This is a genomic window from Enterococcus columbae DSM 7374 = ATCC 51263 (genome assembly GCF_000406925.1).
In the GTDB taxonomy this organism is placed as follows: Bacteria; Bacillota; Bacilli; order Lactobacillales; family Enterococcaceae; genus Enterococcus_E; species Enterococcus_E columbae.
Genome location: NZ_KE136347.1, coordinates 540,892 through 562,407, shown reverse-complemented (window position 1 = coordinate 562,407; position 21,516 = coordinate 540,892). Strand labels below are relative to the sequence as shown.

Annotated in this window: 21 protein-coding genes and 1 pseudogene; 15 read left to right on the top strand and 7 right to left on the bottom strand. The window is 35.8% G+C overall.

Annotated features, from left to right (window positions below):
• The first annotated feature begins 96 nt into the window (after positions 1 to 96).
• The 11 genes from RK02_RS02700 (at position 97) to RK02_RS02650 (ending at position 11,001) form a co-directional block, all read left to right on the top strand.
• Entirely contained in the window at positions 97 to 972 is an 876-nt protein-coding gene (locus tag RK02_RS02700; RefSeq protein WP_016182705.1) for a shikimate dehydrogenase, read from the top strand.
• A 31-nt stretch (positions 973 to 1,003) separates the two neighbouring features.
• Positions 1,004 to 2,032: a 3-deoxy-7-phosphoheptulonate synthase gene (aroF, locus tag RK02_RS02695; RefSeq protein ID WP_016182704.1), complete on the top strand. Its 1,029-nt coding sequence runs from the start codon at positions 1,004 to 1,006 to the stop codon at positions 2,030 to 2,032.
• A 22-nt stretch (positions 2,033 to 2,054) separates the two neighbouring features.
• Positions 2,055 to 3,125: a 3-dehydroquinate synthase gene (gene aroB, locus RK02_RS02690; RefSeq protein WP_016182703.1), complete on the top strand. Its 1,071-nt coding sequence runs from the start codon at positions 2,055 to 2,057 to the stop codon at positions 3,123 to 3,125.
• Complete coding sequence (aroC, locus tag RK02_RS02685; RefSeq protein WP_016182702.1) at positions 3,125 to 4,291, top strand: chorismate synthase; 1,167 nt, start codon at positions 3,125 to 3,127, stop codon at positions 4,289 to 4,291. Before aroB ends, aroC begins: the two co-directional genes overlap by 1 nt.
• Positions 4,292 to 4,418: 127 nt before the next feature.
• Positions 4,419 to 5,507 carry a prephenate dehydrogenase gene (locus RK02_RS02680; protein ID WP_016182701.1) on the top strand — a complete coding sequence of 363 codons (1,089 nt, stop codon included), beginning with the start codon at positions 4,419 to 4,421 and terminating at the stop codon, positions 5,505 to 5,507.
• 13 nt (positions 5,508 to 5,520) lie between these two features.
• Positions 5,521 to 6,804: a 3-phosphoshikimate 1-carboxyvinyltransferase gene (gene aroA, locus RK02_RS02675; protein ID WP_016182700.1), complete on the top strand. Its 1,284-nt coding sequence runs from the start codon at positions 5,521 to 5,523 to the stop codon at positions 6,802 to 6,804.
• Between the two features lie 2 nt (positions 6,805 to 6,806).
• A complete protein-coding gene (locus RK02_RS02670) occupies positions 6,807 to 7,316 on the top strand; it encodes a shikimate kinase (RefSeq protein ID WP_016182699.1) in 510 nt (169 codons plus the stop codon).
• Positions 7,313 to 8,143 carry a prephenate dehydratase gene (gene pheA, locus RK02_RS02665; protein ID WP_016182698.1) on the top strand — a complete coding sequence of 277 codons (831 nt, stop codon included), beginning with the start codon at positions 7,313 to 7,315 and terminating at the stop codon, positions 8,141 to 8,143. Before RK02_RS02670 ends, pheA begins: the two co-directional genes overlap by 4 nt.
• Positions 8,144 to 8,272: 129 nt before the next feature.
• The gene (locus RK02_RS02660; protein WP_016182697.1) at positions 8,273 to 9,529 is read left to right on the top strand and encodes an LCP family protein; all 1,257 of its coding nucleotides are present in this window, start codon (positions 8,273 to 8,275) and stop codon (positions 9,527 to 9,529) included.
• A gap of 82 nt (positions 9,530 to 9,611) precedes the next feature.
• Positions 9,612 to 10,460 (top strand): DegV family protein, encoded by an 849-nt coding sequence (locus RK02_RS02655; RefSeq protein ID WP_016182696.1) that lies wholly within the window; start codon positions 9,612 to 9,614, stop codon positions 10,458 to 10,460.
• 139 nt (positions 10,461 to 10,599) lie between these two features.
• Complete coding sequence (locus tag RK02_RS02650) at positions 10,600 to 11,001, top strand: hypothetical protein (RefSeq protein ID WP_016182695.1); 402 nt, start codon at positions 10,600 to 10,602, stop codon at positions 10,999 to 11,001.
• Between the two features lie 132 nt (positions 11,002 to 11,133).
• On the opposite strand, the gene RK02_RS02645 is transcribed toward RK02_RS02650, so the two are convergent.
• Positions 11,134 to 11,457 carry a nitrous oxide-stimulated promoter family protein gene (locus tag RK02_RS02645; protein WP_016182694.1) on the bottom strand — a complete coding sequence of 108 codons (324 nt, stop codon included), beginning with the start codon at positions 11,455 to 11,457 and terminating at the stop codon, positions 11,134 to 11,136.
• A gap of 12 nt (positions 11,458 to 11,469) precedes the next feature.
• Positions 11,470 to 12,417: a DMT family transporter gene (locus RK02_RS02640; RefSeq protein WP_016182693.1), complete on the bottom strand. Its 948-nt coding sequence runs from the start codon at positions 12,415 to 12,417 to the stop codon at positions 11,470 to 11,472.
• A gap of 176 nt (positions 12,418 to 12,593) precedes the next feature.
• On the opposite strand from RK02_RS02640, the gene RK02_RS02635 reads away from it, so the two are divergent.
• Positions 12,594 to 12,911, top strand: coding sequence for a hypothetical protein (locus tag RK02_RS02635; RefSeq protein ID WP_016182692.1), 318 nt, complete (start codon positions 12,594 to 12,596; stop codon positions 12,909 to 12,911).
• A gap of 283 nt (positions 12,912 to 13,194) precedes the next feature.
• Positions 13,195 to 14,220: a threonine aldolase family protein gene (locus RK02_RS02630; protein ID WP_016182691.1), complete on the top strand. Its 1,026-nt coding sequence runs from the start codon at positions 13,195 to 13,197 to the stop codon at positions 14,218 to 14,220.
• 116 nt (positions 14,221 to 14,336) lie between these two features.
• Here the strand turns inward: RK02_RS02630 and xerS are convergent, their stop codons facing one another.
• The gene (xerS, locus tag RK02_RS02625; protein ID WP_245555682.1) at positions 14,337 to 15,467 is read right to left on the bottom strand and encodes a tyrosine recombinase XerS; all 1,131 of its coding nucleotides are present in this window, start codon (positions 15,465 to 15,467) and stop codon (positions 14,337 to 14,339) included.
• Between the two features lie 545 nt (positions 15,468 to 16,012).
• On the opposite strand from xerS, the pseudogene RK02_RS12035 reads away from it, so the two are divergent.
• Positions 16,013 to 16,156, top strand: a pseudogene (locus RK02_RS12035) (type II toxin-antitoxin system RelE/ParE family toxin); the annotation flags it as partial.
• The gene (locus tag RK02_RS02620) at positions 16,143 to 16,418 is read left to right on the top strand and encodes a helix-turn-helix domain-containing protein (RefSeq protein WP_016182689.1); all 276 of its coding nucleotides are present in this window, start codon (positions 16,143 to 16,145) and stop codon (positions 16,416 to 16,418) included. The pseudogene RK02_RS12035 and the gene RK02_RS02620, both read left to right, overlap by 14 nt.
• A gap of 445 nt (positions 16,419 to 16,863) precedes the next feature.
• Here RK02_RS02620 and RK02_RS02615 read toward each other — a convergent pair whose 3' ends face one another.
• Genes RK02_RS02615 through rnz form a run of 4 tightly spaced genes read right to left on the bottom strand, consistent with a single transcriptional unit; the run spans position 16,864 to position 21,435 of the window.
• Positions 16,864 to 17,376, bottom strand: coding sequence for an adenine phosphoribosyltransferase (locus RK02_RS02615; RefSeq protein WP_016182688.1), 513 nt, complete (start codon positions 17,374 to 17,376; stop codon positions 16,864 to 16,866).
• 16 nt (positions 17,377 to 17,392) lie between these two features.
• Positions 17,393 to 19,690, bottom strand: coding sequence for a single-stranded-DNA-specific exonuclease RecJ (gene recJ, locus RK02_RS02610; protein ID WP_016182687.1), 2,298 nt, complete (start codon positions 19,688 to 19,690; stop codon positions 17,393 to 17,395).
• 16 nt (positions 19,691 to 19,706) lie between these two features.
• Positions 19,707 to 20,495, bottom strand: a complete 789-nt coding sequence (locus tag RK02_RS02605) for an SDR family NAD(P)-dependent oxidoreductase (protein WP_016182686.1) — start codon at positions 20,493 to 20,495, stop codon at positions 19,707 to 19,709.
• Positions 20,485 to 21,435: a ribonuclease Z gene (gene rnz, locus RK02_RS02600; protein ID WP_016182685.1), complete on the bottom strand. Its 951-nt coding sequence runs from the start codon at positions 21,433 to 21,435 to the stop codon at positions 20,485 to 20,487. The genes RK02_RS02605 and rnz overlap by 11 nt, the downstream gene beginning before the upstream one ends.
• Positions 21,436 to 21,516: the final 81 nt, after the last annotated feature.

Here is a 21,516-nt window from a genome sequence, read left to right as displayed (position 1 = left end):
GATAATAATAAAGATTACACTAGCTAGACAAGTTCACTTGAAGAGTAAGCTTTTTACAAAACATAAATTATTTAACTAAGGAGTGTGAAAAATAGCATGCGAGAATATACCGATATTTCTGGCAAAACCCGCTTAGTTGCCTTTTTTGCTCAACCGGCTAAGCATTCATTATCACCTAAAATGCATAATTTAGCCTTTTCAATGTTAGATATTGATGCGGTTTACTTGGCTTTTGAAGTTGCGCCTGAACATTTAGCCCAACAAATTCATGCCATGCGTGTAATGGATATATTAGGGGCTAATGTTTCAATGCCCCATAAGCAGGCAGTCATTCAATATCTCGATGAATTATCTTCTGCCGCATCTTTAGTTGGAGCGGTCAATACCATCGTGCAAAAAAAAGGACGCTTAATCGGTCATAATACGGATGGACAGGGTTTTATGCGTGCGATAAAGGAAATGAATGTTAACATTATCGGCCAAACGATTACCATAATCGGTGCAGGCGGAGCAGCAATGGCAATGATTGCCCAAGCCGCCTTAGATGGTGTCAAGAAAATCAATGTATTCAATCGGCAGAGCCAGCATTACAGTCAGTATCAAAAAAAGCTGGCTAAAATGGCGGCACAAACCAAATGCCAAATCGAATTATTTCCACTTGAAAACCAACAATTATTAAAAGAAAAGCTCGCTGAAAGTCGATTACTCGTGAATGCCTCTAGCGTAGGTATGGCGCCAAATGACCGAGTAAGCCCAATACCAAATGGCGATTTTTTCAGAAAGGATTTAGCCGTTTATGATGCAATATATAATCCACGCGAAACGTTGTTATTAAAGCAAGCGAAAGCCAAAGGAGCCAAGACAGAAAATGGGTTAAGCATGCTACTATATCAGGGGGCTTATGCTTTTGAATTATGGACTGGTAGAGAAATGCCGGTCAATGAAATAAAAGAAGTACTATTCAATAGTTAAAACAAACCCCAACGAAAGGATGAAATGAAAAATGATTATTATTATGAAACCAGGTGCGAGTCAAGAACAATTAAATAAGGTAATGAAACGAATTGAAGCAGAAGGGTTAAATTACCAAATCAATCAGGGAAGTGAGCAGGTGGTCTTTGGTTTAATTGGCGATACCCGCTCGATTCAAGACGTTGCATTTAGAAGTTATGAAGGAGTAGAAAAAACTTTACGCATTTCTAATACGTATAAATTAACCTCACGTGAATTCCACCCACAAGATACTATTGTCGATGTAGATGGTGTCAAAATTGGCGATGGTAGTTTTGTAACGATGGCGGGACCATGTTCAATTGAAGGCTTAGAGCAAATTATGGAAACTGCGCGAATGGCTAAAGCAGGTGGCGCAAAAATTTTAAGAGGTGGGGCATTCAAGCCGAGAACCTCTCCGTATGCTTTCCAAGGATTAGCTGAAGAAGGGTTAAAATACATTCGCCAAGCAGCTGATGCTTATGATATGAAAGTTATCACCGAGGTAATGGATGAAGGACACATTGACATGGTTGCAGAATATAGTGATATTATCCAAATCGGTGCGAGAAACATGCAAAATTTCAAATTGCTTAGTGCTGTAGGAAAAACCGGCAAACCGATTGGCCTTAAACGTGGGATTTCTGGTACAATAGATGAGTGGTTAAACGCTGCAGAATATATTGCTGTCGAAGAAAAAAGTCCTGTCATCTTTATTGAACGGGGCATCCGCACCTATGAAACAGCTACTAGAAATACCTTTGATTTAAGTGCTGTTCCATTAATTAAAAAATTGAGCCACTTTCCAATCATTGTCGATCCAAGTCACGGAACAGGTGTTTGGGATTTAGTTACGCCAATGGCTAGAGCTGGTGTAGCCGCTGGTGCAGATGGGATGATTGTTGAAATCCATCCTGATCCTGCTAACGCTTGGTCAGATGGTCCGCAATCTTTAAATGAGAAGACTTACCTTAAAATGATGAAAGAGGTTGACTTACTGGTTGAAGCAATGAAGAAAATTAAAGCAATCGAAAATGAATAATCTAAAGCTTTAGGAGGATCGTATGCTAACTGTACAATTACCAAATCATAAATATGAAATTATTGTTAAACGAGGGGCCTTAAAGCATTGTGGAGAATGGGTTCGCTCATTATGGGCACCACAAAAAATAGCCATTATAACTGATACGATGGTTGCACCATTATATGCGCAACAAGTAAAGAATTTACTTGAAGCAGAAAATTATCGTGTCGAAGTGATGATTGTTCCAGCTGGAGAAGCAAGTAAATCACTAGCGCAAGCTAGCCAGCTTTACGATCAATTAGCAGATGCTGAATTTACCCGATCAGATGGTATCATCGCCTTAGGTGGCGGAGTGATTGGTGACTTAGCGGCTTTCGTCGCTTCTACTTATATGCGTGGCATTCACTTTTTACAAATCCCAACCACCCTGTTAGCGCAAGTTGATTCAAGTATTGGTGGAAAAACGGGGGTTAATACCAAACGAGCCAAAAATTTAGTTGGCACCTTTGCTCAACCGGATGGTGTATTGATTGATCCAGAGGTATTGGCAAGTTTAGATTTAAGAAGAGTCCGCGAAGGAATTGCAGAAATTATTAAATCAGCAGCCATTGCCGATATTGAATTATGGCATCAGCTTGAGCAGCTGAATGATGAGCATGACTTATTAAATCATGCCGAATTAGTGATCACCGGTGCTTTACAGGTAAAAAGAAAAGTAGTTGAAGAAGACGTCTTAGATCATGGCAGTCGGCTAACTTTAAATTTTGGGCATACGATTGGTCATGCCATTGAAAATACTGCAGGCTATGGTGTGGTTAGTCACGGTGAAGGGGTGGCTATTGGGATGATGGCCATTAACCAGCAAGCCGAAAAATTGGGACAAACCAAAGCAGGGACAACCGCCCAATTAAGAAAAATGATTGAAAAATTCAATTTACCGACCAGTTATGACAATTGGCAGCTAGATGCTCTTTATCAGGCAATCACCCATGATAAAAAAGCACGTGGTTCAAAATTAAAAATCATCTTATTAGAAGAAATAGGACAAGCGAAAATCGTTGCTATTCCTATTGAAGAAATGAAAAATTATTTGCAATTGGAGGAGATATAATGCGCTATTTTACAGCTGGCGAATCACATGGACCTGAGTTAACCGCAATAATTGAAGGATTACCTGCGGGCATGCCTTTGTCCGTTGAAGATATCAATATCGAATTAGCCAAAAGACAAGGTGGCTATGGCCGTGGTGGCAGAATGCTGATTGAAAAAGATCAAGTTCGTATTACTTCTGGTGTCCGTCATGGTAAAACACTAGGTTCACCTGTAACCTTAGTTGTTGAAAATAAAGATTGGAAAAATTGGACAACCGTAATGAGTATTGAACCAGTCGAAGAAAAAAATGAAAAACTACGACGAGTGGCTCGCCCACGTCCAGGTCATGCTGATTTAGTTGGTGGCATGAAATATCACCATACTGATTTAAGAAATGTTTTAGAACGTTCTTCAGCAAGAGAAACAACTATGCGTGTAGCCATTGGTGCTGTTGCGAAGAAGTTATTATCCTTATTAGATATTGAAATGGCCACCCATGTAGTGACTTTAGGTGGGATTCAGGCACAAGTCCCTGAAAATATTACTGTCCAAGAAGTAAAAAATATCGCTGAAGCTTCTGAGCTACGCGTAGTTGATGCAAGTTGTGAACAAGCGATGAAGGACTTAATCGATCAAACCAAGAAAAACGGCGACACAATTGGGGGTGTAGTAGAGGTTTTAGTAGGTGGGATGCCTGCTGGCTTAGGAAGTTATGTCCAATGGGATAAAAAATTAGATGCCAAAATTGCCCAAGCAGTGGTAAGTATTAATGCCTTTAAAGGTGTTGAATTCGGCATGGGCTTTGAAATGGGAAATTTACCTGGTTCAAAAATTATGGACGAGATTCAATGGGATGAAACCAATGGATATACTCGTAAAACCAATCGTTTAGGTGGTTTTGAAGGTGGGATGACTAATGGGGAAACTTTAGTTATTCGCGGAGTAATGAAACCTATTCCCACACTTTATAAACCACTATTAAGTGTAGATATTGATACCAAGGAACCTTTTAAAGCAAGCATTGAGCGCTCTGATAGTACGGCCGTTCCAGCTGCAAGTGTCGTTTGTGAAAATGTTGTTGCGACTGTTCTAGCAACAGAATTACTAGCGAAGTTTCCAAGCGACTCTTTTGACGAACTAGTCCAATCAGTTGCTGACTATCGTCAATATCTGAAAAATTATTAAACACTCGAATTTAAACGAGGGAAAGCTGTTTAAAATCAACGAAGGAAAGGTGTGTGCGCATTTTCCTTCTTGATTTTAAAACAATGGTTTAGAATAAGTCGATAAATAGAGTATAAGGAGTAAGTAGATGACTAAAGTAATGATTGTGGGTCTAGGCTTGATTGGTGCGTCACTGGCAAAATGCATCAAAAATCAGCATCCTGACTACCATTTAATCGGTTGGGATTTTTTAGATACCACCAGATTAGCGGCCTTAGAGCAAGGAATTGTCGATGGCATACCTGATAATTTCGCTGATGGTGCCAAAGAAGCCAATTACTTAATTTTAGCCGTACCAGTAAAAACTTCTTTAAGCTATTTACAAGAATTGGCTCATATTGAGTTGCAATCAAATATTTTGGTTACAGATGTTGGCAGTACCAAACAAGAAATCACCGAATTTGCTAAACAATTTTCTTTTGATTTTATCGGTGGACATCCAATGGCTGGTTCGCATAAATCGGGAATTCAAGCTGCTGATGCAACGCTATTTGAAAATGCCTATTATATTTTCACTCCATTACCACATACGAAAGATCGAATCAATGAGCTTTTTGATTTAGTTAGTGGAACTAAGGCCAAACAGATTGTGCTTACAGCAAGTGAACATGATCAAATTACCGGTATGCTCAGTCATTTTCCACATATTCTTGCAGCCGCTTTAGTCAATCAAGCGGATCATTTTAATCAATTACATCCTAATGCTAAAAGATTAGCTGCAGGAGGGTTTAGAGATATTACTAGAATTGCTTCGTCTGATCCAAAGATGTGGACAGATATTTTATTAAGTAATCAAAACTTTTTAGTGGACTTAATTGATCAATGGCAAAACAATATGCTGCAAATCAAAAACTGGCTATTAACGAATAATCAAACGGCGATTTTTCACTTTTTTGAAAATGCCAAAGATACCCGCGATCGGTTACCTATTCATAGTAATGGGGCAATTCCAGGTTTTCATGATCTATTTGTTGATGTACCTGATAGAGCAGGGGTCATTGCAGAGGTTACAGGATTGCTAGGTCGAGCCAATCTTTCGATTATCAATATCAAAATTTTGGAAACTAGAGAAGATATTATTGGAGTTTTACAAATTACCTTTAAAACCTACAATGATTTATTGCAAGCAAAAAATTGTATTGAAGAAAATACCGACTATCAATGTCGAATGAAATAAAAGGATGATTACGATGAAGTTATTACAAGCGAAAAGTTTAAAAGGGACGATTGAAGTACCCGCAGATAAGTCTATTTCTCATCGCAGTATTATGTTTGGTGCAATCGCAAAGGGAACAACTACTGTTAAAAATTTTTTACGTGGCGAAGATTGCCTAAGTACATTAAACGGCTTTAAAAAATTAGGGGTACCCATTATCGATGATGGCGAGGTCATTACGATTGAAGGAGTCGGCTTTGATGGGTTAAAAGCCGCCAATGAAGCGATTGATTTAGGAAACTCGGGGACCAGCATTCGTTTGATGATGGGGATTGTCGCTGGTGCACCTTTTACAACTACCTTTTTTGGCGATGAATACTTAAATCGCCGTCCAATGAATCGTGTAATGGCTCCATTAAGACAAATGGGCGCTCACTTAAATGGAAATGCTCAAACAGAATATCCACCGATTACGATTCAAGGGACTACTCAGTTACAACCGATTCATTATGAAATGCCCATTGCTAGTGCACAAGTAAAATCAGCTATCTTATTTGCGGCCTTACAAGCGAAGGGGACTTCAACAATTATCGAAAAAGAGCCTTCAAGAAATCATACCGAACAAATGATTAAGCAATTTGGCGGTCAAATTGCTGTTGAAGATAAAACTATTACTATCACTGGCCCACAAGCATTAACCGGTCAAACAGTCATTGTGCCTGGCGATATCTCTTCAGCAGCCTTTTTCTTAGTAGCAGGTGCAATTATGCCAAATAGTGAAATTACACTAAAAAACGTGGGAATCAATCCAACTAGAACAGGCATATTAGATGTCCTGGAGAAAATGGGGGCTAACTATCATTTAAGTGAAATCGATTCGATTAACGAATCGGCAACGATTACGATTCAAACCAGTCAGCTTAAAGCAACAACAATTGAAGGAAGCGATATTCCTCGTTTAATCGATGAATTACCGATCATTGCTTTACTCGCAACACAAGCAAAAGGCACAACGATTATTCGCAACGCTGAAGAATTAAAGGTGAAAGAAACCAACCGGATTGATGCTACTTGTGAAGAGTTAAGTAAATTAGGCGCCAATATCGAACCTACTGATGATGGGATGATTATCCATGGTCCTTGCCAATTACACGGTGGTAACGTTGATTCAAGGGGCGACCATCGGATTGGCATGATGCTACAAATCGCTGCTTTATTAACTGATGAAGTGGTTGAATTGACTAAGGCCGAAGCAGTAGCTGTCTCCTATCCACATTTCTTCGATGATGTAAAAAGTTTAATTCAAAATGAGGCGTAAATATGGCAATTATTCTTATTGGCTACATGGGCTCAGGCAAAAGTACTGTTGCGAAACAATTAGCCCAAAAACTAAAACAGCCGTCGCTGGACTTAGATCAAATTTTCACGGAAAAACTCAACCAAAGTATTGAGGAAGTTTTTGCTACTAAAGGGGAGGCTTTTTTTCGACAAATTGAAAGTGAACTATTGGCTGAATTTAGTCCGAAAAATGGCGTGTTGGCTACTGGTGGAGGAGTTATTTTAAAAGCTGAAAATCGTCAATTGCTTTCATCACAGCCTAATGTTGTTTTCTTAGCATGTGATGAAACTGAATTAATCCATCGTTTAACCAACGATTCTAAAACTATTCGACCGATTATTCAACATAAGACACCTGATGAGATATTGCAAATTTATCACGAAAGATACCCTTTTTATCAACAATGCGCTACTATGCAAATTGATACAACCAATAAATCAGTAGAACAAATCGTAGAAGAAATCATACAAAAGATGGAGAAGAACGCATGAAATTAGCTTATCTAGGTCCTGAAAATTCATTTTCTTACCAAGCAGCAAACGCTGTGCAAACAGATGAAGAATTGATTGCTTTTCCAAGTATCCCACTATGTATGGATGCTTTAAAACGCAAACTAGTGGATTATGCAATCATCCCGATTGAGAATTCACTAGAGGGCTCTGTTCATGCTAGTGTTGATCGCCTATATGAGCAAAATGATTATCAGGTACAAGCAGAAATTATTTTACCCATTCATCAACAGCTTATTGGTTATGATGGGAAGAATATTCAAAAAATTCTTTCTCATCCACAAGCTTTGGCCCAATGTCAAAAATTCTTGGAAACTAATTATCCTAATGTTCAATTAGAAGCGGTGCAATCAACGACAGCTGCCATTGAAGCGGTGGTTAAGCACCCTAAACTAAAAATTGCCGCGATTGGCTCAAAACAAGCAGCACGGGCTTATCAAGTTCCAATAATTGCTGAAAATATTCAAGATAATGCCTATAATCAGACGCGGTTTTGGATTTTGGGTAAAAAAGATTTCACCCCGACACAACTAACCTTTTTGGAAAAAAGGCTAACCTTATATGTTACATTACCCTCTAATTTACCTGGAGCGCTACATAAGGTGTTAGCTGCTTTTGCTTGGCGGGATATAAATTTAAGTAAAATCGAATCACGACCCCAAAAAACTAAATTAGGGGAATATTTTTTCATTATCGATTTAGAATATACGCAAGATGCCAAACGCTATCAATATGCAATTGAAGAATTGCAAGTTTTAGGTTGTCAAGTACAACAAATTGGCATTTATCCAATCTATCAATTAGATTAATGATAACAGGTAGAGACTATCCATACTCTACCTGTTTTATTTTTTAAAATTTTTTAATTGATTCAAATATTGTTTCTCTATTCACTAATCTTGTGCTAAAATGTAAAAGATTGTAACGGAGGTTTTTTTATGAATAGAATGGAGAAAAACAGAGACTTAAGAGAGCAACTTTCCAAAGAAGAAAAAAATTACGATAGTATATTCAGTCGGAGAGTTCGCACCAATCATTCTTCAAGCAATCCGCAGCATAGACAAACTAAATATAATAACGTGCATCCAGCTACACAAGAAGAGGTGTTAGCTTTTGAGAGTGAGGGAACTGATAATAATCATTTGCTGGGCATTCAAAATATTGAAGCACAGGCAAGACAGCAAAATCCATCAAACCATGAAATAAATGAACAATTTTCACAAAATGATAACCATCAAGATCATCTGCACGTAAAAAAAAATGGAAAGAAAAAAGGAAAGAAGAAGAAAAAGAAAAAATTTCATCCTTTCCGATGGTTATTATTTCTTCTTTTGCTTATTGTACTAGGTGTCGGTGCATATAGTATCCACGCTTACCAAAAAGGATATAAAGAAGCTGCTAAAGACACCCATACCCAGAGCAAAGAAACCTTCCATGGAGTCACATCAAGCGATGGATCAGAAAACATTTTATTGATTGGTAATGATAGTCGCGATGGAGAAGCCTCACGTTCTGATACCATTATGGTTTTACACATGGGCAACAGCTTAAATAGTAAACCAAAATTAATTTCCTTTATGCGTGATACGTATGTAAATATTCCAGGGGTTGGCTATAATAAAATTAACGCCTCATATGCCTATGGTGGAGCTGAATTATTGAGAAAAACACTAAAAAAGAATTTCAATATAGATTGTAAATACTATGCCCTAGTCGATTTTCAAACGTTTGAAAAAGTCATCGATGCCTTATTCCCGGACGGTGTTTCAATTAATGCAGAAAAGGACATGAGTGCTTATATTGATGTAGCAATAAAAAAAGGACAACAAAAAATGAATGGTTTTACACTCTTACAATATGCTCGCTTTAGAATGGATGAAGAAGGAGATTTTGGCCGTGTAAGAAGACAACAACAAGTAATGAACGAAGTCTTTAAACAAGCAAAATCGTTAACAACCATTTCTAAATTACCTTATGCTGCTGGTAAAGTTATGGGCTATTCACCTAATAATATTCCGATGAGCTATATTTATAAACATGCACTTGCTGCAGCTAAAAATGCCTCAGGAGTAAAACGACTAAGTGTCCCTGTAGACGATACCTGGACGTATGGAGAAAGTTATACAGTAGGGAGTTATTTAGATATTGATGAACAGGCTAATCAAAAAGCTATTGAAAGTTTTTTGAAAAACTAACTCCTTTTCATTTTAAACTAGCTTTTTTTATGCTATATTAGAAGTAATGTTGAATAAAATTGAAACGAGGATTATGAAATCAATGAAATTAGCGATTGTTACGGATAGTACAGCTTTTTTGCCTGAAGAGGTTAAAACACATCCTGATTTATATATTTTACCAATTCCAGTAATCATTGATGGAAAAATTTATAACGAAGATATAGATATTCATGCTGAAGAATATTACGATATTTTAAAAAACAGCAAGGATTTTCCAACAACGTCTCAACCTGCACTTGGAGAAGTCGTTGATTTATATGAAAAATTAGCCAAAGCAGGATATGATACGATTTTAAGCATTCATTTATCAAGTGGTATTTCAGGATTTGTCAATACACTTTATTCATTGAAGGATAGTATCGAAGGGATTACTATCGTTCCATTTGATTCAGAGATTACCAGTATGCCAATGGGGAATATGGTAGCGAAGGCTTTGCAGCTAAAAGATGAAGGCAAAACGATTGATGAAATTGTGAATTATCTAGAATTTATTCGCAAAAATACTAAAGTTTATTTAATCGTTGATGATTTAAACAATTTAGTTCGTGGTGGACGATTGACCAATGGTGCCGCAATTATCGGCGGATTATTAAAAATTAAACCCATTTTGACCTTTGATGAGGGTAAAATTGTCTTACACGAAAAAATCCGTTCTAGTAAAAAAGCCTTTGCTCGAGCTGAAGAGTTAATTATTGAAAAAGCACAACAACTTGATTGCCCCTTAAAATTTTACATTATCCACGGGAATCATTTAGAAGCTGCTTTAGAAGAAAAAGCAAAATTACAAGCTCAATATCCAAGTGCTGAATTTGAAATTGGTTATTTTGGACCAGTTATTGGTACACATCTAGGCGAAAAAGCAATCGGCATTGCTATTAGTGCTGAGTAAAAATTAATTAAATAATTAAAAAAGAAAGTCTATTCTAGATAGGCTTTCTTTTTTTTAATCCATCGACAGCTTAATTGATAAATCGGCGCGTTATCCGTATAATGAACCTATTAAAAATTTTCAGAATAATGGTGATGAAATGAAGCAAATACTTCAATGGTTGATAGGCGTTTTACTAGCTACAATTTTATTTGGGAGTATTTTACTTGGTAATTTTATTTACCTTACCAAATATAAAATGACAACTATTGATCGATCTATTTCTCCAAATGGTGTTTATACATTAGAATTTAAATCTGTTGGCGAGCCTGATTGGCCTTTTGGTGATTCACATGCTCAAATTATTTTAAAAAAGGGGCAAGCAGTGATTGATAAAACAAAAATCGCTATTGCTAATGATGGAAAAAACTTAAACAAAGCCAATTGCTCTGTCGATTGGAAACAAGCTTATGTAATTGTAACCATTTCTGGAGAAGAACAAGCAGAGCAAGCAGTAACATTACATTTTGAAGAAAAAACTAGCGCGGGGAAAACAGACTAGTTTTGAAAAATTTTTATAATCATTGAATTTTTAAAAACTAGATTTTATTTACTCGAAGTGAATCAACTGCCTTACATTCCTAAAATAAAAGCTACCTAAATTACTGAGAGAGAGTTTTAGGTAGCTTTTATTTTATCTTTTTATTGTTCTAGTGAATTGTCGATAATAATGCTTGAGAGCAAATATTGGATGACGATAGAGCATGTATGGACCAGAATAACGCATGATTTTTTTCATTTGTTCACGATAATTTTTCTGATAACAATGGACTGGACATTTCTTACAGGTTGTTTTTTGTTCCCCAAAGCGACAAAGGCTAAGGCGTTGCAAAGCATAATCTAGCATTTCTTGATAGCCAATGGTTTCTGTTGGATGCTTTTGATAATATAACTGTATCATAATCTGAATTAATGCTTTTTCTTCAGTAATAATTGGACCGGTATTGATTTGCATCATTCATTACACTCCTTAAAAAATTTCGATAAAAAGAACACCTATAAATAGTATTGCTAAGCCTAATAGCTGAATTGCTTTTATTTTTTTCTGAATGGCTCCCAGCAAACCAAATTGATCAATGGTCATGCTAGATAATATTTGGCCAACCAAAGCTAATGTAACAATTGCTCCTGTTCCAATTTTTGGTGCTAAAAAAGCATTGCAAAAAACATAGCCAGCGCCTAACATACCCGCCAGCCATAACCAAGGAGGGATGTTAGTAAATTTTACTTGTCTAATATTTAGCCAGCTTCTTTCAAAGCACACAGCTAAACAAACCAAGATTGTCCCTACAAAAAATGAAATAAAAGCGGCATGTACAGATGAACCGATTTGGTGTCCAAGGTAACCATTAATCGCCACTTGACTAGACATCAACATTCCGGCACCAATACCAACTAATTGCCATAAAAATTGAAGGTTTGACTTTGCTTTAATTGGAGCTACATATTTCATTTGTTTTTCTTGGCGGAAATATTGTGGAAAGAAAACAACCAATAATACGCCGATAATCAAGCCTATCGTACCAAAAGCCCTGAATAATGAAAAGCTATGAATTTTTGCATGAAACCAGCCGAATTGATCAATCAGCAAGGACATTAATAGCTGACCTAAAATAGGCATAATCACAGTTTGCACACTACCTAATACTGGAAATAATAAAATATTCGCGGTCAGTCCTAGCATTCCCAATAAACCACCTAAATAAGCCCATAAAGGTAAAATAGATACTTGTTGTTTACTTAAAAATAGGGAATCACCTGATAATAAAACTAAAAGGGCTAGAAAAATAGTCCCAATAGTAAACGAACAAAGGGAAGCTAAAAACGGTGATTTTAAAAACGAGCGCATCTGTGCGTTCAAAGCCGTTTGGATTGGTAATAAAGCGCCAACAAAAATTCCCATTAATAAAAAGAGCAAAAAAATCCCTCCCTAAATACACCTCTATTTTTCATAATAACCTTCTATTTTAAAATAGCAAGTCTTTTTTTAAGCTATCCTTAAGTTTTCACTATTTTAATGATGGATAGTAAAATAATTACAGGGAGAAGATAACATTTAAATACCTAAATAAAAAATATTTATGGAATAGCTTATTGGTTATTTGTTTATTAATACCGATAGCTATTTATTTAAAAACTGATGCAGATACTACTCAACCAATCGCTCAAACTACCCCTAATAGCTACACCCATCAATTGATATCAACCAAAGGAAGTAATATCCAGACAATTGATTATAGTGATTTAGCTATTCAAAATGTAAAACAAATTTACAATGTCTCCACACAAGAAAAAATTCAAAATAAGCTATTGCAATTAACTCAAAGTGCTCATGCAACCTTTAGCCAACCTTTAATTTCCCATATTCAGCTTATGTATCTAGCGTTCAACAATTTGGGAATAATATCGTAGTTGATTCTGGACAGCAATCAATTTTTGCAGAATATGATACAGAGGGGACCTTAATAAGAAGTTTCGGACATCCAATAACTACCCAATATTTGTATCGTGTATTTAAGTATGACTTTAAACAATTTTATTTTAATTAGTTAATTAATCACAGAGATTTTCAATCATTATGAAAATCTCTGTGATTTTAGTTTACATAATACAATTATTAACAATTTGTTTTAATCACTCACTTATGATAAAATACAAAAACAATAAATTTGTATTTAATAAGGAGGGGAAATAAGTGCTTTCTTTCGAATCTGATTATACAGAAGGTGCGCATCCGCAAATTCTTCAAAAGCTTTTGGAAACAAATTTTGAACAACATCCCGGTTATGGAAATGATGTTTATACGCTTAGTGCAAAAGAAAAAATCAAAAACATTTGTCAATTGCCAGATGCTGATGTTCATCTATTAACTGGTGGAACACAAACGAATCAAATTATCATTGATACCATGCTAGAGTCTTATGAAGGCGTTATTGCTGCACAGACTGGTCACGTTGCCTCACACGAAGCTGGAGCTATTGAATATACTGGACATAAGGTGTTAACCCTGTCACAAACTGATGGCAAAATAAATGCGTTCGATCTAAAGAGCTATCTAGCTAATTTTTATCAAGATGACAATCATGAACATATGGTATTTCCTGGAATGGTTTATATTTCTCAACCAACTGAGTATGGAACACTTTATAGCAAAGATGAATTATTGCAGCTTTCAACAGTTTGTCGACAATATCACCTACCATTATTTATCGATGGAGCTAGATTGGGTTATGCTTTGATGGCTGATGATTGCGATCATACCATTGCAGATATTGCCAAGCTTGCTGATGTATTTTATATTGGTGGGACTAAGATTGGCGCCATATGCGGAGAAGCAGTCGTATTTACTAAAGGAAATACTCCCAAACATTTTGTTACACAAATCAAGCAGCATGGGGCGCTTCTAGCTAAAGGTCGCTTACTAGGAATTCAATTTGACACCTTATTTACAGATGATTTATACTTTTCTATCAGCCGTCATGCCATCGAATGTGCCAATCGGGTTCGAAAAATTGTTCAAGAAAAACAATATCCATTTTACATAAAAAATTCAACAAACCAAATCTTTATTATCATTAGTGATGAAAAATTAGCTAAGCTTAAAGAAAAGCTACGGGTTAGCTTCTGGGAAAAATATGATGAAAAGCATACGGTGATTCGAATTGCAACAAGCTGGGCAACTAGTAATGAGGCAGTTGCAGCCTTAGAAGAAATTTTATAATTCATTCAAATCTATAAGCATTAGCTATCTATATTCCGTTAAGATAGCTAATGCTTTATTTAATACAAAAAAGGTAGCAGCTGATTAGCTGCTACACATAAATTAAATAATCTTTCTCAATCATACAAGTGATTCATAATATTTACTTGCTCTTTAGCCCCAATATGGGTGTAAATACTTGTAGAATTCGTATTATTTTGTCCTAAAAGTTGAGCAGTGGTGACAATAGAGCCAGTCTTGCGATAAATCTGTGTTCCCACTGAATGACGTAATTTATGGGGCGTTGTTCTTTTATTATAAGCACTGGAATATTTATCAAGCATTTTCTCAATCGCATTCGCCTTTAAGCGTTTAGCAGCACCTCCGTATGTTGACAAAAAGAGAGGTTGTACATTTTCAGTCACTTGATAGGTCGTTTTCCGAATAGTTAGGTAATCGGTAATATAAGAAACCATAGGGGAAGCAACCGTTACCCAATCCATTTGTCCACCCTTACGAATAACCCTGATGCTTAATGACTCATCCGTTAATTCCAAATCACGTAAATTGATATTCACCAGTTCTGATAGACGAATTCCAGTTCCCAAAAATAGACCAATAATTGCTAAATCTCTCACTTTATTTTTTTCAAAAAAAGCTAGCGCTTGCCGACTCTCCAATAACTTTTCATAGCGATTTTCAATAAAATCTAAAAAATCTAAGCCTTCATTATCAAAAAAAATCATTGGTTCCATTTTTTTGGTTCGTACGCTCATCTTAACCGAATCATTTACATTTTTTACACCTTGCATTTGATTAGACGATAAATAGGGAAGGTTAGTTTCCTCATTGGTGGTAGTTGCTAAAAAATTAAACAATGAGCGCAAGGAAGTCAGACTACGTTTAATCGTACTTTTAGAAAGTCCTGGTAATTCATCTCCAGATTCCTCATACAATTTACGTTTATCTGCAGCAAGATTCTTTTTACGATTTTGCAACTCCCGTTTATACATACTTAAATCTTTTTCGCTCATTTTTTCTAAATCAGCCACGGTAATTGCTTGAATGGTGTTCGCTTGAGAGTAACCCTCACGAATAAGCCATTCTAAAAACCGTTTGATTTCTTTTTGATATTCAAATAGGGTAACTGAAGAATAATCTTCTTCAATTTTCTTTTGGAAATACTCTTGAATAAATAGGGGTAAATTGGGTAAATTTTCTAAAACTTTAGCTTTAGCAGTTGCTTGTGTTGCTTGCAATTGGATCACACTCCCGTCTGTATTTAAAGATTTTTAAAAGATTAAACAAAAAAGAAAGGGGCATACCTTAAATTTACCTTCAGACTCACTTACAGCATCATTCTTTTTAAAAACTTTTAAAAACTATGTATTATTTTGATTTTAAAAGTTATAGGTATAAAGAACTATTTACAGTTTTTATAGAAATTAGTTATATAAATTATGGTTTTCTGTAAAGCTTAATTTTAATTATAAAATGAAACAGCCTAAAATGCAAGTAGACTGTCTAGCTAAGCTTGGCTTTAAAAATGCATAACTAAGAGCGGAGCGCGTTAAGCTTAAATGCAGCAACGAAATCAAATTTAGCGACTATTGCAGACAAAAATAACTTAAATACACAAAGTACCAAAAAAAAGGTCTGATTGTACAGCAAACCTTGATTCATTAATGATTGATGAAATAATCCAGTCAATTCGAAGTAAGAGGAAATATAAATATAGCTGTTGAGTTTTAAAGAAACTATAGCATTTGATAAGTTGATCACGCTGTAATACAATTGTATTACGAAATAGATATTGTATTTTCATTGGTCTGGTTCGAGATTTATTATAACTCATGGTTTCAGCAAAAAGACGCAAAAAACACCTGCAAAAGAAATATCACATGCTCTAGAAATTCGTAGAGAATTTGAGGAGGAAAACAAAAATGCCAACAATTAAATTTGATGATTATTTAACGGAATATTTAAAAAATAAAAAAGCTAAAGAAATGTTTGAGTTAGAAAATGCAAAACTAGAAAGTGCTGTCGCTTTAATGAAAGCACGAGAAAATGCAGGATTAACTCAAAGAGAATTAGCTGAACTCGCGAATGTGCCTCAATCAACTATTTCACGCATTGAAAAAGGATACAATACAAGTTTTGACACCTTATCTAAAATTGCTTCTGCATTAGGAAAACAATTAAAAGTTGAATTTGCGTGATTATTAATCGATTCTTTCTCATGGAATATTTTTTAAGAAAAACTGTCATGGTTGTTGATAGTTTTTCTTTTTATTTTTCTCAAGCTACACTAAATAAGCAATTTGACGCCAATTCACTCGTTTAATACAGGGGAATTTTTGGTTTATTTATGCTTTACAGAAAACAGTGATTTTCTATAAAAGTATATTTAACAATATAGTCCCATTGAAGTTAAAAATCAGCTATCTAACCCATTAAAAATCGTAAAAAATCAAACACTCTGGTAATTCATTAGCAACTATGATTTAGAAAATCAATAAAAAGTTGCAATTATGTCAAATGATAAATAATTAGTAACTAATCATTGAAAATATTGATAAAAATTCGCTGTATATAAAACCATATAATAAAAATACGAAGAGAAACTTTTAATTTCTCTTCGTAAAATAAACAGATTCAATTAGATTAATAATCCATCAATGTGATGATATCGTAATCTTTAATTTTTTCACGGCCATTTAGATCATTTAACTCAATTAAAAAGGCACATCCAGCAACAACGCCACCAAGTTTTTCAACTAATTCAATAGTTGCTTTAATCGTACCACCAGTCGCCAATAAATCATCACAAATTAATACACGTTGACCTGGTTTAATCGCATCTTCGTGAATCGTTAATGTATCTGAACCATATTCTAAGTCGTAAGATACTTCAATTGTTTTTCTAGGTAATTTTCCTTTTTTACGAACTGGGGCAAAGCCAACACCTAATTCATAAGCTACTGGACAACCAACGATAAAACCACGTGCTTCAGGGCCAACCACCATATCGATTTGTTTTTCTTTAGCATATTCAACAATTTGATGTGTTGCATAGCGGTATGCTTCACCGTCAGCCATCAATGGTGAAATATCGCGAAAGATGATTCCTTCTGAAGGATAATTAGGGATACTCGCAATGTAATCTCTTAAATTCATATTTTTCTTGTTCCTCCTACGAATTGTTTAACCAATTCTTCAATACATCTAGACTAGATAAAAGTAAAAATTCTTCTGTCTTGATTTTTTCATTTCGTTTTTGATAAATAGGACTTTCTGTCAAGTCACGTTTTGCAGGCGCATCAACGTAGCTTAACACGCCATCATCTATTGTAACAAATTTCAGCTCAAAAAACACCTGAATCATGAAAATTAATAATTTTTTTGGAATTTTTAAGTGAGTAGCAATCATATCCAGCTTATAACGGACATCTAAACGTTTTTGTTGTTTAATCAATTGAAATAATTTCGCATATTGCTCTCGACTGCCCAATCCATCAAGATAAGCATCATCTTGTGTGTAGCAGACAAAATAAACTCTAGAAACCGCCGCCTTTTGATAGATGGTCTGATAAATACAACTTTCTTGCGGACAATCTAAGAAAACCAGCTGTTCAAAGCTTGGCAATTCACTCATTTGTAACAAATCTTCAGCCAAATAAATCGGCTGCTCAATGATGGTTGCGAAACGTTCAATATTGCGTTGAAAATTTGCCACATACAAGGTTGGTTGTTCAAAATTTAATTGTGTAAAGTATTTTTTTGCTCGATAATCAAATACTTGTATATCTGTAATTACAAAATCCTCTAACATAAATTGTGGACTTTGCTTTCCATTCCATTCATTGATATTTAACCGACCAACGATTTGCAATGAAGAAGTCGTAATTTCATCTAAATATTGGCCGAAGCCAAAACCAATCACATCTAGCAGATTACTTTGATCATCAGCAACCTGTAATTTTAAATGGGCATTATTGACTCCTATCGCCCTTTTATTGATTACCTGATTGACTTCGATTAAAAAGTTAGGTCGAGGAAAATCCATCCCAAATGGACTTAATTGGTTGATTTCATTAATTAAATCAATTGAAACAGCGCTAATAGGTACCTTGACATCGATATTTAGTGGTAAGCCTGCCGCAAAATCCAATTGTAAGCGAACGACCTCTTGATTTAAATGTGCCTGCAATTGGGCAATATGATCAATCGGAATAGTCAAGCCAACCGCCGAATGATGTCCGCCAAATTTACTAAATAATGGTCGAACCATACTCATACTCTCAAATAAATTAAATGTTTCGACACTACGGCCCGAGCCTTTAGCTAGCCCCTCTTCCTTAGTGGTTAAAATAATCGTTGGTTTACCTGTTTTTTGCATGATTTTACCAGCAACAATTCCCAATACCCCTTCATGCCAATTTTCTCCTAAAATGACATGCACTTGATTGGCTTCATCTAACTTTTCTAAGGCTTGCGTTACAATATCATCAACGATTTGTTTGCGTTGTTGATTCCATTGATCAATCTCCTGCGCTAAAGTCTGCGCTTGCTCTTCATCAAAGGTTAATAGCAGTTCGACAGCTGGATTTGGATCAGTTAAGCGTCCTAAGGCATTTAATCTCGGACCAATCCCAAAACCGATAGATTGTTCATCTAATTCTTGTAAATTAAGCTTACTTTCCTGAATTAAGGCTAATAAGCCTATTCGCGTTGTTTGCTGCATCATTGCTAGTCCATGCTTAACCAAAATTCGATTTTCATCCGTCAAAGAAACCATATCCGCAATGGTACCAATAGCCACTAATTCCAACAATTCGACTGGCACCTCTTCTAATAAGGCACAAGCTAATTTAAAAGCTACACCAACCCCGGCTAATTCTTTAAATGGGTAGTCTCCTGCTGGATGCTTCGGATGAATAATCGCATAGGCAGCAGGTAATTTTTCTGGTAGCTCATGGTGATCAGTAACGATAACATCAATTCCTTGACTATTGGCATAATCAATCGCCTCATGGCCAGCTACCCCATTATCAACAGTTAAAATTAAGCTGATTTCTTCTTTAATTTTCTCTGCATAGACGTTTTTGTTTGGTCCATAGCCATCTTTAAATCGATTGGGTAGATAGTAATCTACATCTGCGCCTAAGCTAACCAAAGTTTCGACGATGACAGTGGTACTAGTAATCCCATCAGCATCATAATCACCGTACACCAGAATTCTTTCTCCTGACATAATGGCTTCATTTAGACGCTCTACAGCTTTTTGCATGTCATATAACAAGTAAGGATCGTATAAATCCTGTAAATCAGCATGTAAAAATCGTTCTAGGCTTTCTGGCGTTTGAATCCCTCTTTGCCAAAGTATTTGTTGAACTAAAGTAGACAAGCCATGTTCATTTGCAGAACTAGAAAATGAGGCTGTCAAATTAACTTTTTCAGGTAAAATCCATTGATTCTTTGCTTCCTTCAAAATACACTATCCTTTGCTATTTTTTGTTAAAAATACCTCCAGCCAAATAATCCCCTAGTCTTGGGAAAATTTGATAGAAAATTGCAGCAGCATTCATAATTTGCGGACGATTGATTTCCCGTTTATTCTTGCCAATTACACTAACAATTTCTTCTGCTAGTTGATCAGCTTGTAATACATAACTACCTAATTTATCTAAATAATTTCCCTCAGGATCAGCAATATTAAAGAAATTCGTTTCGATTGGTCCAGGGTTCACCGTGGTCACCTTAATACCAAAGGGCTTCAATTCCAAACGTAAGGCGTTAGAAAATCCTAAAACCGCATATTTGGTAGCTGAATAGATGGTTGACTTAGGGGTAGCCATTTTCCCAGCCATCGAGGCAATATTTATGATATGCCCACTTTGCTTAGTTAGCATTTTTATCGCGACCTTTTGGGTTAACAGCATCATGCCTAAAATGTTGACTTCAAACATTTCTCGCGCTTTTTGCATATCGAAATGAATAAATTCCTCAAATAAACCAAAACCAGCATTATTTACCAAGCAATCAATTTTTTCAACATTACTCTCAAGTGATTGCATTAAAAAATCAATGCTTTGTGGATCAGACATATCCACTCTAAAGGCATAGCAGGTTTGCTGACTTAGTTCCTCACACATTTGCTTAACCTGCAATAGCTTTTCTGTACTTCGCGCACAAGCAATTACCTGTGCGCCTTTTGCTGCTGCTTGATAGCAGATTTGTTCACCCAAGCCTGAAGAAGCACCTGTAACTAAAATTGTTTTACCTTTAAGCTTCATTTTTATCATTTCCTTTCTTTAAAGGGATGTCAAAACTCCATAAATCTTTCGCAACTAAAGTATTTGGGAAAATTTCACGTGCTTCATCTGCCAATTGATTCAAATCGCTATTTAAGTATCTCGAACTAATATGGGTTAAAATCAATTGTTTTACCCCAGCTTTTTTTGCAACCTGGGCTGCTTGATGCGTCGTGGAATGGAAGTATGCTTTAGCTAGCTTACCTTCGTTTTTATTAAAGGTACTTTCGTGAACCAATACATCTGCATTTTTAGCTAACTCAATGGAATGCTGATGATAACGTGTATCTCCTAAAATGGTAATTATCCGCCCCTTATGCGCCTCGCCCACAAAATCAGCTCCGTTGATGATGCGCCCATCTGGTAAGGTAACCTGTCCGCCATTTTTAATTTGACCATAAACAGGACCTGGAAGAATGCCTAAAGCTTTTAATTTTTCCACTTGTAATTCACCCGCGCGATCGGCTTCAGTAATCCGATAACCGAAAGATTCAATCCCATGATCCAGCTTCTTGGCCTCTACCTTAAATTGACCATCATCAAAAACAACTTGATTGTCCTTTACTTCTATATATTCTATCGGATAAGCTAAACGAGTTTTAGATATTCTTAAGCTTGTTTTGATGTATTCTTCAATTCCATTTGGGCCATACACCTCAAGCTTTTCATCGCCTCCTTGAAAGGATCGACTACTTAATAAACCAGGTAAACCAAAAATATGATCTCCATGTAAATGCGTAATAAAAATTTTCTCAATTTTTCGCGGACGTAGGTTAGATTTTAAAATTTGCATCTGCGTTCCTTCGCCACAATCAAATAACCATACAGCATTCCGCTCATCCAATAGCTTTAAAGCGATACTGCTGACCGTGCGATGTTTAGCAGGAACACCTGCTCCTGTCCCTAAAAATTCTAATTCCATTCATATAACCTCATTAATATAGTCAATTACCTTATAATTTTATCAGTTTCTATTATAGAGTGCAAACAACGAATTAGGGTT

Coding starts and splice junctions, on each gene's coding strand:
- aroA (WP_016182700.1), top strand. CDS start 5,521: ATGAAGTTATTACAAGCGAAAAGTTTAAAAGGGACGATTGAAGTACCC.
- RK02_RS02670 (WP_016182699.1), top strand. CDS start 6,807: ATGGCAATTATTCTTATTGGCTACATGGGCTCAGGCAAAAGTACTGTT.
- RK02_RS02645 (WP_016182694.1), bottom strand. CDS start 11,457: ATGATGCAAATCAATACCGGTCCAATTATTACTGAAGAAAAAGCATTA.
- RK02_RS02655 (WP_016182696.1), top strand. CDS start 9,612: ATGAAATTAGCGATTGTTACGGATAGTACAGCTTTTTTGCCTGAAGAG.
- aroC (WP_016182702.1), top strand. CDS start 3,125: ATGCGCTATTTTACAGCTGGCGAATCACATGGACCTGAGTTAACCGCA.
- aroB (WP_016182703.1), top strand. CDS start 2,055: ATGCTAACTGTACAATTACCAAATCATAAATATGAAATTATTGTTAAA.
- RK02_RS02620 (WP_016182689.1), top strand. CDS start 16,143: ATGCCAACAATTAAATTTGATGATTATTTAACGGAATATTTAAAAAAT.
- rnz (WP_016182685.1), bottom strand. CDS start 21,435: ATGGAATTAGAATTTTTAGGGACAGGAGCAGGTGTTCCTGCTAAACAT.
- RK02_RS02700 (WP_016182705.1), top strand. CDS start 97: ATGCGAGAATATACCGATATTTCTGGCAAAACCCGCTTAGTTGCCTTT.
- RK02_RS02650 (WP_016182695.1), top strand. CDS start 10,600: ATGAAGCAAATACTTCAATGGTTGATAGGCGTTTTACTAGCTACAATT.
- RK02_RS02660 (WP_016182697.1), top strand. CDS start 8,273: ATGAATAGAATGGAGAAAAACAGAGACTTAAGAGAGCAACTTTCCAAA.
- RK02_RS02605 (WP_016182686.1), bottom strand. CDS start 20,495: ATGAAGCTTAAAGGTAAAACAATTTTAGTTACAGGTGCTTCTTCAGGC.
- pheA (WP_016182698.1), top strand. CDS start 7,313: ATGAAATTAGCTTATCTAGGTCCTGAAAATTCATTTTCTTACCAAGCA.
- RK02_RS02680 (WP_016182701.1), top strand. CDS start 4,419: ATGACTAAAGTAATGATTGTGGGTCTAGGCTTGATTGGTGCGTCACTG.
- RK02_RS02615 (WP_016182688.1), bottom strand. CDS start 17,376: ATGAATTTAAGAGATTACATTGCGAGTATCCCTAATTATCCTTCAGAA.
- aroF (WP_016182704.1), top strand. CDS start 1,004: ATGATTATTATTATGAAACCAGGTGCGAGTCAAGAACAATTAAATAAG.